This window comes from Paenibacillus sp. BJ-4 (assembly GCF_020404765.1).
Lineage (GTDB): Bacteria > Bacillota > Bacilli > Paenibacillales > Paenibacillaceae > Paenibacillus.
Genome location: NZ_JAIVEM010000038.1, coordinates 70,094 through 83,640, shown reverse-complemented (window position 1 = coordinate 83,640; position 13,547 = coordinate 70,094). Strand labels below are relative to the sequence as shown.

Sequence of the window (13,547 nt, the reverse complement as noted above, 5' to 3'; positions counted from 1 at the left end):
CCCTTTGTCTGCTTTTTCCCGTTCGTCGCCTCTTCTTATGGATGAGGTTATGGCATATCATGCATTGGCATGAGTCTGTCCCTTTGGTTCGGGATGTGCCTTAGTATGACATGACCGCAGGAAAACTGACAATAAACTAGTTTCCGAGCATAAACCGTTTGATTGAAAGCGGTTACCGAATATGATAAAACGCTTACTTTTATAAAAAATCACTATTTTCCTGTGAATAAACCATTTTCATCGTTCGATCCGTGTGAGATATAGTTCCATATCAAGTGACTTAAAAGTTGCTTTTGCGAAAAAAAGAGCATCCTCATCCTCATGGGATGTGATGCTCTTTCTGTATTTTGCACAAGTTCCAACGATGTACGAAGCTTTCTATTCCTGCTGTGAAATCTCTGACGGGAGACTCATGGATAACTTGCGTACCTTTCTTGTTTTCCCATCCTTACGGCTGCGTGATACATACACCATCATTAACGCACCTAAGGTCGCGCTGATCATACACGCCAAATTCATGAGCTGCGGCCCTCCGGCATGAAGGAGAAACCCATTTAACAAATTGCCTACAATCCCTGCCAGTCCGGCAAACACCATATTGAACACGCTTTGTCCGGTGGCCTGCATATCCTTTTCAGTAACATGCGATACATATTCAACCGCTGCAATGTAGAAGAATCCAAACGATAACCCGTGCAGTACCTGCACAGCGATCATAACACTAGGATCAGGAAAGGCCCACTGAATTCCCCATCGAAACATATAAGCGACGGCCCCTAGCAAAAGAGTTCTCTCCAACCCGATTTTTCGAATCACTCGTGAAGCGAGCAGCATGGAGGGCACATTCGTAATGGAGGCGACCAGCAGAGCAACCCCGACCAAACTCGGAAGTCCTCCTGACATTTTAAAGGCCAGTACAAAATAGGTATTGAATGCCGTTAATGTCTGATTTACCAAAAAGCTGCCGCCCAAGAATATTAAAAATGTCCGGTTGCGGATCAATTGTCCAATACCATCCGAAAGCGATTTGCGCAATACGAGATCTTCTTCCGTTTTTTTCGGCAGCGCCAGCGCGGTCAAGGCAGCAAGACTGTTCAGTGCCAAAAAAGGCACCCAGAGCATCGTCACAGATAAAAATGACACGAACAATCCCCCGGCATAACCGCCCACCGCATTGCCTATGCTTGCCATAAATCGTATGCTGCCATAGGTCGTGCCTGCCTTTTTGGCCGCCACAATTGCATAGGAATCAGCAATCGGCGCCTGTGTCGCCGTAAATATAGCCATGATGGAATAAACCAAGGCCATCAGCATAAAATGCTCCGACTGATAGCATACGGCCATGACTCCCGGGACCGCTACACTCAAAATGAGGACCAGCCGCATTTGACGATATTGATCCACAATAATTCCCCATATCGGCTGAACCAGAATGGATACCAACGTACCGATGGCCATCAAAACACCCACACTGCTGCTCGTCAACCCATTCTGAACCAGCAGCAAGGTCAAATAAGGGTTGAACATGCCCCCCGCCAAACCAATAAACAAATAGAAGCTTCGTAGCTTCAGCATCTGTGAGCCAACCATCTGGAAACCTCCCTGTTGTTTAGCGTACCGTGCTGCCCAGAATCGTCGCCAGACCTCCGATGGCCCCGGCTTCATTACCCAGCCCAGCAGGTACAATGGTACAAGGAATGTCCGTCCATAAGGCTACTCTTTGCCGAATTTCATCCAAATAATACGTGTTACTTTCTGCCACTCCGCCACCTATAACGATCATTTCCGGGTTTAGCAGGCTGATCACATTGGTCAAAGCCATCGCCATATGCGCCAGCGCAGGCTCCAAAATCGTTTGAGCCTCGATATCTCCTTCAGCCGCCGCTTGTAAAACATGTCGAGCCCCCACCTTGTCCCTGTCTCCTTCTGCCAGTCGAACCATGTATGTACCCGACATACCGGATGCGAGCGCCGATTTTACACTGCGTGTAATCGCTGTACCCGATGTTACAGATTCGAACACCCCAAACTCGTTCGTCCCTTTATGTTCTGCCGCTTGCCGCGCCTGTTCCTCACCTGCAATCCAGTACGCCATCTCACCGGCGCCGCCTGCGGCACCCTTGTACAGCTCGCCATTTAAAATAAGACCGCTACCGATGCCTGTTCCTACCGTTACCATCATGACATGACGTAATCCCCGGGCTGCCCCTAGCCATTGTTCTCCTAACGCAGCCATGTTCACATCATTATCCAGAACCAGGCGACCGCTATATCGCTGTGCAATGATAGATCGTATATTTTCATGTGTATTCCTGTCATCCGTACTATCCCTATACGCACGTTCTTGAGAACTCCAAGGAATCGCCGGAGCATGAGTGATCGTTCCGCTATCGTTATCTACCATACCGGGAAAGCCGATGCCAATGCCTTGCAGCTGTTCCAGTGATAAGCCTGCCTGCTTCAGACTATACTCCAGCTCCCCGAACAGGCGATCAAAGAAAAAATGGGCATCCTTCGTATGAACCGTCGGGAACTTATGTCTCACCACCACTTGCCTTTCCGCTGTGCCAATACAGATCAGTGTCTTCGTTCCGCCAACATCAATGCCTGCGGCCCAGCCGGAAACCTTCGGCTCATCCCTGTGTTGCTTTTGTACAAATATGTCCGCCATAGCCATCCTCCGTCATTCCGGTTCGCCATTATGCCTGCCAATTTATCGGCCATTGACGCCCTGTGGTTCAAGATATGGACATAAGTATGGCATTTGAAGCCCTGTGCCGCAATAAACTAAATTCCGCCCGATAAACCGACTCGTTCTGCCCGATTTTTAAGTAAAAAAACAAAAAAGGCGAGCGCCTATAGCGCCCCCCCTGCTACTGAATCCTCCGGTTTTAATCTCAGCTTGCGATAATCTCCTGGCGTTACGCCAACTACACGCTTAAATACCCGTCCAAAGGTAATTGAATTGGCATAACCAACCTGTGTCGCAATATGCTGAACTGTCTCCGTGGTGTTACACAGCATTTGCTGGGCGTGGTTCATACGAAGCCGTGTCAAAAAATCAACGAATTTCATGTCAAATTCGGTTTTAAACAGATGACTGGCATATTTAGGCGACACATCAAAACGCTCACTCAAATGATTTAATGACAAATCCGGGTTCGTATAGTGCTCTTCAATATATTGCTTCATTTCGCTTACCATAGCCCGATAGCTTTTGGTTTCACTGGCTGCAACATACGTCCGATAGACAGTGGTCATATGCTCCAGCATTAGCGTATGCATCATAGCCAATGAGGAAGCAGACTCAACCTCAGCTTTCCAGCGTTGTCCCTCTGACCCGTTAAAATAACGATCCAACGCGCCCGATACATCCTTCATTTCGCGCATTTCCCGTTCCAGCAGCTCCTGTAGCCACCGCACTATCGTTAAAATATCCCCATCCTTCAGCCTATCCGTTTCCATTGCCCCGAATAGTCCTTCCAGCTGTATACGCCAATCATGGTTTGCCAGCCGAAAAGAACGAATCGTCTCCGAAATCAGCGGTAGATACGAATATAACGGAATTTCATTCGCCTGCGGAACCTGATCACTGGTCACAATATCGCGTACCCCAAGCGTTAACCGATATCGCAGAGCAGAAACAGCTGCCCGATAGGAATCCTGAATATGCTCCAGCTCGTGAGTTTGGCCACCAATTCCAATTGTAAGCTGTACCCCCAGATGCCCATGCAGCCACTCACAGCCCGTTTGCGCCATCTCTTGCAGCTTCACTCCCAGCAGACCTTCCCCATCGCCTTCCTCTTTCCGCAGCAAAATGGAGATTCTTTCACGGCTCATCCATTCTGCCCAGCCCTGCCATCCATAGGTGGCTGCAAGCTCCTGTATTACACCAAGCAGCGACAGGCTTAAACGTTGATCTGCATCCCCGTGATCCTCAGAACGCCCGCTGCCCGCTGATTCCTCGTCCTCTGTCTGCGGCAGGTCCAGATCGTGCAGTTCTACCACCATAACGGCGTAGACCGGAAAAACCTCCCCCTTCCCGCCATCTGCAAAAGGAGAAAGATTATTCAGCCGAAATTCTACCGTTTCGGTGGCTGTACCTTCCATAAGATCAAGGAACAGCTGCCGCCGCCGAATGAGTATATTCGCATGCTCCTGCTGTTCATAATCAACCGTTTGCCGAATCAGACTTTGCAGCGCATGATCAATCATCCACAGCTCATCCTTATTGTTCTCCTCACCGGGACGGTCGGGCAGCTGTTGGATACGTTGCATCATCAGCTGAATTGGCCTGTAATTTCTGCGGGTCACATAAATAATGTAGACCACCGCCAATATCACTACAGCCAATCCAATCGCAATCCAGACATAAGAGATCACAGATACCCATTCGAACAATTGCCCGGCACGAATGCCGCTATCAAAGCTCCATCCCAGCCGGGGGGAGAGCAGATGAGTCAGCTGCTGCCCGTCCTCTGCTTTTACAGCATCCTCGGTTCCAGATGCAGCCGGATAAATCGCATGTCCGCTGCCATCGTTAATCACCAGGTAGGAAACAGCCGGGTTCGTCATTTGACCGATCACTTGCTCCAACGGATACACACCGATATTGATCACCAGCAGTCCTTGCCCCCCCAAACGGCAAGGGGAGCCGCTTATGCATCGAAATCACACGTTCTGATGTATGCTTTCCCGGCTCCTTCCATTCCCGTACAGGCGACCACTGCCGATCCTCCGACCGGAGCGCCTGCTCAATGTATGGATAATCAACAAACATCGAAGCATCCTGAAGACCACTCGTGGTTAACACCTTATGATCTTTCGTTCGGTAAAAATAAATAGAGTGTACCAGCTCGTGATTATCCTTAAGCGTACGCAGGCTGCCTCCCAGCTCATATAACATCATGCTGCCGCTTTGAGCTTGTCCATTCAGGAAGGAGCTGTAGCTCTTGTTCGTCTCCGCCTCATTTAAAACGTCCATCTCTACCTTCGTCAGTGAATTTTCCACACTGTCCATCACAAATCCGGTCGTGATCCGATTTGCTTTGCCGGTTTCATTGCGCGATATCTCGTTCACGATCAGGAAGGATAAGAAAATAAGAATCGACACTGTCACCATAAAAATCGGGAAATAGGAAAAAAGCAATCTCCTGTACCAGCTCTTTCGCATCATGTCCCCCCTTGCCGCCTAATGCCTTCACGACCCTCTCTATAGAGCTTCATTCAACATAAGCATACTTATGATGTCAGTTTTAGTGTACTCTCGATTATACTTTGAACCTATTCTACCAAATTTAGATGCTACATAGATAGAATTCTTACAAATTATTCGTTAACAATTCATTTTCAAGCTTTTTATTGTTATATATATTAACATAATGAAAACGCTATACATATCATGTAAAAATAAATGGAAATACCAAAAAGACCTATCCATTGTCTACTTAAAGACGGATAAGCCTTTACGGTTCCCCTAAACTTTTATCCAATCTATCAACGATTGCACCGTCAACCTGCCTGGTGAAGCTGCCTCAAATGCTGAGGCGCCATTCCTCAAGTCCATAAACTCTACGATCTTCGGAATGCCGGGGGCCAGATCCAGATGGTTATCGCTGAAAATGCCCTCGCGTTCGGCCGACAGCCATACATGTCTGGCTAGCACATCCGAACAAAGCATAAAGCTGCTGCCTCTGCTTCCCTGTACCTCGGTTATTTTAATATTCGTCTGCGGTAAATCCATCGCTTTGGTATCTGCAAAATAAACTTCACAGGAGGCCACCTGTTCACCATGTTGTGTCAGACATGCGACTAGCATATGCTCTGCACGATTTAGGCCGTTCAGCCATTTGTCGGTTGGCAGTATATGTACGATCCCTGCATCATTGGCTGACTGGTTTACCTGAATCTCCTCTTCACGGATCACTTGACTGCTGCGAATATGCAAAAGCGTCAGCCGCAGCGTACCTGCAATCGGCTTCAGCGTATCGTTGACGATATGCAGCTCCTTATTGCCCTGCTCTGTATCCGCCACGCTCAACAGCACATCGGCAAAGCTGCGCTTCGCCGTATATTGAAGCGCCTTCCAACGACCGAAATAGTCTATACTCGACCAGGATGCAACGGGCCAGCAGTCATTCATTTGCCAATATAATGTTCCCATGCAATAGGGCTTGTGACGGCGATGCGATTCTATGGCCATTTTCATCGCTTCGGCCTGTAAAACCTGGCTCATGGGAAGAAAACATGTAAAATCCTTTGGTTCCCGCATATACCGTTCCATATATTCTTTAATCAGGCGATTGCCTGCCCCGTTCTTTTGATGCGCCAGCATTACCGCAGATTCCAGCGCCAAGTCCTTCTCCTCCGCATAAGCACGCACTGACTTATATTCTGGAAAGGACTGAAAACCATATTCACTCATAAAACGTCCCACATGTACATGGTAATGCTCAAATGGCTCAGATGCGTGCCATACCCCCCAGTAGTGAACATCCCCGGCCTTCGAGGACGGATGCGCATGCTGGTTTCGATCTCTGGTCAGGCCAATGAGCGGAGAGGAGGGCCAATAAGCTGTCTGCGGGGTCCAAGTGTGTACCGCCTCTGGTAAAATCCGGTGAAAGAGTGTTTCATAATCACTCCACAGGCGATCCCGTTGCTCAGGCGTGTAATCCTTTTTCCAGCCCCAGCCTCCGTTCTCCTCATAATGCGCCCATGCCGAATCAATCTCATTATTGCCACACCACAACGCAATACAGGGATGATTACGCAGTCGCTTGATGTTGTCCTCAGCTTCCTGTACCACATTATCCAAAAAGGCCTTATCCCCCGGATACATGCTGCACGCGAACATAAAATCTTGCCATATCAATAAGCCGTATTCATCACAAAGCTCATAAAATACATCTTCCTCATAAATACCACCGCCCCAAACCCGCAACATATTCATATGGGAGGCGGCCGCGCTGGCAATCTCATGCCGATATCGTTCCTTCGTCACCTCAGTGGCAAAGCTATCATTCGGAATATGGTTGGCTCCCTTTGCAAACACCGGGACTCCATTCAGTTCAAAATAAAAGCTCTCTCCCTCTGCATCCGGTTCACGTACAAGCCGGATCGAGCGCAGACCTGTTTTCACCGTTTTTTCCGCCATTACAGCTCCTTGCTCGCGCTCGACCAATTCGACTGCAAACGTATATAGATGGGGCTCTCCCAGCCCTCGGCACCACCACAGCTTCGGGTTACCTATAGCTAGTTCCAGCTCAACTGTTTGCTTGCCCTTCCGCAGGTGAACAGGCTTCGACCACACCTTGCTGTCAGCGAGGATACGCAGCTCGGCCTCTGTTGTCTCTCCCGCATTGTCCACTTCTATTACCGCCGTGAGCTTGGCCTCTTCTGCACTCACCTCGTCCTGTCGAATAAATAAGTCTCTCACGATCATACCGCACCAAGCCTCAACCCGCACCTCTCTCCAAATGCCGCTCGTCACCAGCCTTGGTCCCCAATCCCAACCATAATGATAGGGGGCCTTGCGCGCGAAAACGCTTACCTTTTTGTCTGCCAAGCCACCAGCTTCGGACTGATCATTCGGTGCAGGGAGTGCATAACCTAACCGTTCCAGCTTGGGGATATCTTCAGCAATCGGAGAACGAAAAGTAATTTCCAGCCGATTTTCCCCTAGTTGAACAAAAGCCCTCACGTCCTGTCTCCATTGCCGAAACATATTATGAGTCGACAAAACACAATGTCCGTTCACTTTTACAGCCGCATAAGTGTCCAGTCCTTCCAGCACCAATTCTATCCGTTGACATTGAAGCTGTTCTGCATGGATCTCAAAGCAAGCTTCATAGATCCAATCCTGCTTGTCAATCCACTGTACCTCAGCCTCGTTTATACCGACAAACGGATCAGGAATTAGCCCGTGCCGTAAAAGATCGGTATGCACACAACCTGGCACTTGCGCACGAAACCACTCATCACTTTGCGATTCCCTAAACCTCCAGCTATCCAACACTATCACATTGACCATGATCACAAAGCCTCCCTGTAAGGATGATTGGGAACATCTGGTTTTCTCTTTGAACATAACAAAAATAACATTAAGCTAACAAATTAGTCAAACTGTTTTTTCGCAAGATATTGGCACAACAACCAAAAAAGTCGCTCTCTGGCCTTAAACAGGCTAAAAAGCGACATCTATATCTTCTACATCAATGGAGTTAAGTTAATGTTATCCGAATACTAGCTATATCTGATTGAGCTGATTGGTCGCTCATGGTCATCGTTTTCCCGACTGATTCGCGGCGCATGTCGTTCCCGTATAACCAGTTCTGCGTGCAGCAGCTTTTTTTCGACAGGCGAATCGGGGTTGGTTATGCGCCATAACAATTGATCTACCGCACGCATTCCCAGCAGTTCCTTATCCACTCTTACCGTGGCATAAATCGGCATCTGTTCATTCGTATCATCAAATCCAGTCACCCCGCAGCGCCTCGGGACGTCAATTCCCTTCTGTTTCAGCACATCCACCACTTGCGTAGCAGTCACATCATTTGCGCACACAAATACCTCTGGCAGCTCCTTCTCGGTCAGCTTGTCCAATTCCTCATCCAGTACTTGCACTCCCCCGTGAAGAAAGGTCTTGTTCTGCTGTAATTGTACACCACTCATTTCCAGTGTGGAACGAAAAGCTTCCCACCGTTCATAGAAACTATGAGCATCGTCAATATGACCAACAAATTGAAACCGTGTATAGCCCCTGCACAGCAGGTCCTTCATTAATTCACTCATACATGTGCGGTTATCCGTAAACACCGTATCACATAAAAATGCAGCATCCCAATGATCTACCATGACGACCGGAATACCCATCCGATAAATATTCAGCAGCATCGGCGTTGAAACCGACCCTACCGTAATAATCCCCTTGATCGCTTCTGGGTTCAGCAACGAAAACATATCTTCAGTCGAGGGCTCCGTTAACGTAACCATATCCATTCCCTTGCGCTTCAAACGCTCGGATATCCCCTCAAATACAGGCCCCCAGTATCTGGATTCCCTGTTCTGGTGTCTTATATTTGGAAATAACACCAGCACAGTGCCCGACCATTCCCTGGCATCCGTATCACGCGGCTCTACCCCGGTCACTTTTGGATGATTGCGAAAATAGCCCATCTGGGCAGCCAACTTGACCAGCACCGTCCTTGTCTCTTCACTTACACCGGGCTTGCCTGACAATGCACGCGAAACAGCGAATTTTGAAACGCCCGCCGCATCGGCAATTTCCTGCAACGTTACTTTTCCACGCATTTTCTCACCCAACCCTATTTGGAATCTAGTCTGCTTCTGCCTTTTTTCAAATACACGGGTGTACCCCATAAACTGGTACCATCGTAGCATACATTGTTTTAGATCATCAAACGATATATTTGCGCGAATTCATATCACCCACCAAAATATGTTTGCTAATAAAAAAACAAACCGCATAACGAAGCATCATAAATTACTTGACGCAGAGTTATTTATTTCCTACAATTTACTATTGAAAGCACTTACATTATGTAAATCATACTTAATAAGGGGGATTTGCAAATGTTCAAAAACAGGTCGGTACGCCAAAGCTCCATCCTGCTTCTGAGCTTGCTGCTGCTCGTGACAACGGGCTGCGCAAGCGGAACAAACAGTACAGCATCAAAAGAAAACCCAGATGACACCAGTCCCATTACCTTAACCTTTTTTGGCGGTGATTCCAGCTCCAACTGGAACAACATGAAAGACGCGGTCGGGCAGGAAATTATCAAAAAAACGGGTGTTACACTCAATGCCGAATATGCAGTCAATGGCCGAGGTGAGGAAAAATTTGCTTTGATGGCGGCCAGTGGAGAGTATCCAGACCTTGTGTATCCCAAAGGGGAGGTTGGAAAGATGGTCGATGCCGGAGCACTCATTGACTTAACCGACCTGATTGACAAATACGGTCCTAATATCAAGAAAGTGTACGGAGACTATTTTAACCGTATCAAATATAGCAATGGAGATCCTGCTATTTATACGATTCCAACCAATTTGGGCGTAGATCATATCGCATTTGATGCACAGGCTGGCTTTGAAATCCAGCATCAGGCACTTAAAAAGCTGGGATACCCCAAAATTCGTACCGTGCAGGATTTTGAAAAGGCACTCAAGGACTATGTAGCCAAATATCCCACCACCAACGGACAGCCTACCATTCCCCTCTCACTTGATGCCGAAGACTGGAAACTTCAAATTACCGTGACGAATCCGGCCGTGACCGCTACAGGCGGACCGGACGATGGTGAGTATTATATTGATCCAAAAACACACAAAGCCATCCTTCACTATAAGCGCCCAGAGGAACGGGAATATTTCCGTTGGCTGAATCATATGTACAACGAAGGACTGCTGGATAAGGATACTTTTGTACAAAAAAGCGATCAGTACAAATCCAAGATCGCCGCAGGTCGGGTCATTGGACTCATTGATCAGGAATGGAATTACCAGGATGCCGAAAACGCCCTCAAGGCTGCAGGCAAGGATGAATTCACCTACGCCCATTTTCCGGTCACTTTAAACGAAAAATATGAGGATCATTCCCTCCAGCCGGTTGGGTTTGACACTGCGTACGGCATCGGAATTACAACTTCGTGCAAAAATCCGGTGCGCGCCATCAAGTTTCTGGATTTTCTGGCCTCTGACGAAGGACAAATTTTACGCAATTGGGGAATTGAAGGTCAGCATTACAATGTAGAGAACGGCAAACGAGTCATTCCGGCTGCTGTACAGCAGCGCAAAAACACCGATAATGCTTCTTTTACCAGAGAGTCGGGTATCGGTTTGTACTGGATATGGGGACCTCATTATGGAGATAGCGTCAAGGACCCTTCTGGCAATTACTACACAACCAACTATCCAGAGATGATTACCGAAAATTACAGCCAAGCTGAAAAAGAATCCCTTCAGGCATACAAGGCCCGCACGTGGAAGGACCTGTTTCCGAATGAAAAGGATTTTCCGGCAAAAGAGTGGGGGGCCGCCTACAATATGCCTGTTCCGACCGATTCGAACTATAATGTCATTTATCAGAAGTCGCAGGATATTGTACGTAAACGGATTCCTGAGGCTGTACTTGCCAAGCCGGGTCAGTTCGACACCGTCTATGACCACATGCTGAAGGAGCTGGATCAAGCGGGTGTACCGAAGGCTGAAGAAGTCTACACTGGTCTGATCCAAAATCGGCTGAAGCTATGGTACGGGGAGAAATAACGATCGTATAAGCTGAACTTAAACGTTACCTATCGTACTACTACGCATCGTGCCACTACGCAGTCGGATGGGACTTCTCTTGCACAGCACCATCCGACTACTCCGTTTTTATGTAGAACGATACTCATTAGAGATTCTTTTGCAAATCTTCACTTACTGTATTTCAGATCATAATTGCCCCTCGCCTCTTCTACATGCGAATAATTCGTTCTGCCCCACTGTCTTAATTCTTTCATTGGTTGAAGTAAGGTTTCACCTAAAGGGGTTAGCGAATATTCCACGGTAAGGGGTACTGTTGGTGTAATATGGCGTTGGACTAGCCCATCCCGCTCCAGCTTACGCACCGTTTGTGTCAACATTTTTTTGGAAATGCCCTCGACTCTTCTGGAAATATCCCCGTATCTGATGTGCCCATTCTCCAATGCGTAAATGACGAGTGCCGTCCACTTGTTGGAAATAATCTCAAGAACTCTGCTATAGCCACAACCCGCCAGCGTGATGTCGGGTTGTTTATTTGTGGTTGAAGATGTCAAATCCTTTCCCCTCCTATGCACTTAAAAGTACCCTGGACACATTAAAGTGCCTCCTTATGTCAGTTTAGATTTTATATTAAGCTATGTCCATACCTGCCACTACGGCAGTGTAACCGTCAAGAGTGAAGTTAGAGATTCACTTGGAAATTACTCTTCATTGGGAGGAAACGAACATGTCAAATATTATTAAACCGCGGCCTAAGCTGTATGTGATGGATAACGGACGAATGAGCATGGACAAGAACTGGATAATCGCCATGCATAATCCGGCCACGATTAACAATCCTAATGCCTCAACAGAGTTCACAGAATTCCCCATCTATACAGTATTGATCGACCATCCTGAGGGAAAGATTTTGTTTGATACAGCATGTAATCCGAACTCGATGGGCAGCGAAGGGCGTTGGGCCGAATCAACGCAATTGGCATCCCCTTGGGTGGCCAGTGAGGAATGTTACCTGCATAACCGGCTGGAGCAATTGAATGTAAGACCTGAGGAAATTAGGTACGTCATTGCCTCCCATTTGCATTTGGATCACGCGGGATGTTTGGAGTTATTTACGAATTCTACTATTATCGTACATGAGGATGAGTTGAACGGTGCGCTGCAGAACTATGCCCGTAATGTAAAGGAAGGAGCTTATGTCTGGGCGGACATTGATGCATGGATCAAAAATCACTTGCAGTGGAAAACAATCAAACGCCATCAGGATAACCTGGAACTGGCTGAAGGTATCAACATTCTCAACTTTGGCAGCGGGCATGCTTGGGGGATGATAGGCTTGCATATTGAACTGCCGGAGACCGGGGGGATCATCCTTGCTTCGGACGCTATCTATTCAGCGGAAAGCTACGGTCCACCCGTCAAGCCGCCAGGTATTATTTATGATCTGCTTGGTTACCGGGATACGGTGGAAAAAATTCGCACACTGGCTGCACGGACGAATTCTCAAGTATGGTTCGGACATGATATTAATCAATTCAAACAATTCCGCAAATCAACCGAGGGATATTACGAATAAAAAGTTTAATATATCAGGTATCCACCCCAAAAGCCCGCAATTTCGCGGGCTTCTATGATTCGCTCGTTTTGTCCGGATTAAACCGAGTAAAATAACTTATGCGGTTTCACTTTCAGGATTCCTTCGCTTGCTCTACAGCCTCATATTCACTTCGCAAAATCCCCATCTGAATGATGTCATAGTATTTTCCTTCCCTGAATAGCTTTTCCCGTAGCCGACCTTCCTCCTTGAAGCCGCAAGCCAGATAGCAACGGTGTGCACGTTCATTGAACGCATAGACCTCCAGCTCCAGCCGATGCAGGTTCAGAGCATAAAATGCAAATTTCTGTATTAGCCGAATCGCTTCCCGTCCGTAGCCTTTGCCCAGATCACCGTCACATCCGATCACAATTCCCAGTGTGGCGTGCCGATTCACCCAGTTGATTTTAAATAAATCCAGTTGCCCGATATAGTCCAGTGTGTCTTTATGCGCAATGACAAAGCCTTTGATCTCGGAGCTGCCGTCAATCATCATCTGTACAAAGGATTCGCTATTGAATTGTGAATGCGGATAGATAAATACATCGCTTAAACCATGTGTAATTTCCGGGTCATTGACCCATTTTCGTATATTAGGTATATCCTCCAGACGGTATTCTCTCAATACAATTCGTTCCCCAATGATATGCGGCATCGTCATCTGCCCTCCGTTATGTACTTTTTTGAAGAT

Annotated in this window: 10 protein-coding genes; 2 read left to right on the top strand and 8 right to left on the bottom strand. The window is 47.5% G+C overall.

Annotated features, from left to right (window positions below):
• Positions 1–378: 378 nt before the first annotated feature.
• From LCF57_RS07920 to LCF57_RS07895, 6 genes are all read right to left on the bottom strand, one after another.
• Positions 379–1,590, bottom strand: a complete 1,212-nt coding sequence (locus LCF57_RS07920; protein ID WP_226000193.1) for an MFS transporter — start codon at positions 1,588–1,590, stop codon at positions 379–381.
• Between the two features lie 19 nt (positions 1,591–1,609).
• Positions 1,610–2,671 carry an ROK family protein gene (locus LCF57_RS07915; RefSeq protein ID WP_226000192.1) on the bottom strand — a complete coding sequence of 354 codons (1,062 nt, stop codon included), beginning with the start codon at positions 2,669–2,671 and terminating at the stop codon, positions 1,610–1,612.
• 185 nt (positions 2,672–2,856) lie between these two features.
• On the bottom strand, positions 2,857–4,620 hold the full coding sequence (locus LCF57_RS07910) for a helix-turn-helix domain-containing protein (RefSeq protein WP_226000191.1): 1,764 nt from the start codon (positions 4,618–4,620) through the stop codon (positions 2,857–2,859).
• A complete protein-coding gene (locus LCF57_RS07905; RefSeq protein ID WP_226000190.1) occupies positions 4,541–5,173 on the bottom strand; it encodes a hypothetical protein in 633 nt (210 codons plus the stop codon). The genes LCF57_RS07910 and LCF57_RS07905 overlap by 80 nt, the downstream gene beginning before the upstream one ends.
• A gap of 303 nt (positions 5,174–5,476) precedes the next feature.
• Positions 5,477–8,029 carry a beta-mannosidase gene (locus LCF57_RS07900; protein WP_226000189.1) on the bottom strand — a complete coding sequence of 851 codons (2,553 nt, stop codon included), beginning with the start codon at positions 8,027–8,029 and terminating at the stop codon, positions 5,477–5,479.
• Between the two features lie 212 nt (positions 8,030–8,241).
• The gene (locus LCF57_RS07895; protein ID WP_226000188.1) at positions 8,242–9,309 is read right to left on the bottom strand and encodes a LacI family DNA-binding transcriptional regulator; all 1,068 of its coding nucleotides are present in this window, start codon (positions 9,307–9,309) and stop codon (positions 8,242–8,244) included.
• A 282-nt stretch (positions 9,310–9,591) separates the two neighbouring features.
• Between LCF57_RS07895 and LCF57_RS07890 the strand changes: the two genes are divergently transcribed.
• Complete coding sequence (locus LCF57_RS07890; protein ID WP_226000187.1) at positions 9,592–11,283, top strand: ABC transporter substrate-binding protein; 1,692 nt, start codon at positions 9,592–9,594, stop codon at positions 11,281–11,283.
• A 149-nt stretch (positions 11,284–11,432) separates the two neighbouring features.
• Here the strand turns inward: LCF57_RS07890 and LCF57_RS07885 are convergent, their stop codons facing one another.
• Positions 11,433–11,816 (bottom strand): winged helix-turn-helix transcriptional regulator, encoded by a 384-nt coding sequence (locus LCF57_RS07885; RefSeq protein WP_025720753.1) that lies wholly within the window; start codon positions 11,814–11,816, stop codon positions 11,433–11,435.
• Between the two features lie 173 nt (positions 11,817–11,989).
• On the opposite strand from LCF57_RS07885, the gene LCF57_RS07880 reads away from it, so the two are divergent.
• Positions 11,990–12,838 carry an N-acyl homoserine lactonase family protein gene (locus LCF57_RS07880; protein WP_226000186.1) on the top strand — a complete coding sequence of 283 codons (849 nt, stop codon included), beginning with the start codon at positions 11,990–11,992 and terminating at the stop codon, positions 12,836–12,838.
• 112 nt (positions 12,839–12,950) lie between these two features.
• Here the strand turns inward: LCF57_RS07880 and LCF57_RS07875 are convergent, their stop codons facing one another.
• Positions 12,951–13,511, bottom strand: coding sequence for a GNAT family N-acetyltransferase (locus LCF57_RS07875; protein WP_226000185.1), 561 nt, complete (start codon positions 13,509–13,511; stop codon positions 12,951–12,953).
• Positions 13,512–13,547: the final 36 nt, after the last annotated feature.

What these genes read in the sequence shown, in the direction of transcription:
- LCF57_RS07920 (WP_226000193.1), bottom strand. Translation starts at nt 1,590, where the DNA reads ATGGTTGGCTCACAGATGCTGAAGCTACGAAGCTTCTATTTGTTTATT.
- LCF57_RS07915 (WP_226000192.1), bottom strand. Translation starts at nt 2,671, where the DNA reads ATGGCGGACATATTTGTACAAAAGCAACACAGGGATGAGCCGAAGGTT.
- LCF57_RS07905 (WP_226000190.1), bottom strand. Translation starts at nt 5,173, where the DNA reads ATGCGAAAGAGCTGGTACAGGAGATTGCTTTTTTCCTATTTCCCGATT.
- LCF57_RS07900 (WP_226000189.1), bottom strand. Translation starts at nt 8,029, where the DNA reads ATGGTCAATGTGATAGTGTTGGATAGCTGGAGGTTTAGGGAATCGCAA.
- LCF57_RS07895 (WP_226000188.1), bottom strand. Translation starts at nt 9,309, where the DNA reads ATGCGTGGAAAAGTAACGTTGCAGGAAATTGCCGATGCGGCGGGCGTT.
- LCF57_RS07890 (WP_226000187.1), top strand. Translation starts at nt 9,592, where the DNA reads ATGTTCAAAAACAGGTCGGTACGCCAAAGCTCCATCCTGCTTCTGAGC.
- LCF57_RS07880 (WP_226000186.1), top strand. Translation starts at nt 11,990, where the DNA reads ATGTCAAATATTATTAAACCGCGGCCTAAGCTGTATGTGATGGATAAC.
- LCF57_RS07875 (WP_226000185.1), bottom strand. Translation starts at nt 13,511, where the DNA reads ATGCCGCATATCATTGGGGAACGAATTGTATTGAGAGAATACCGTCTG.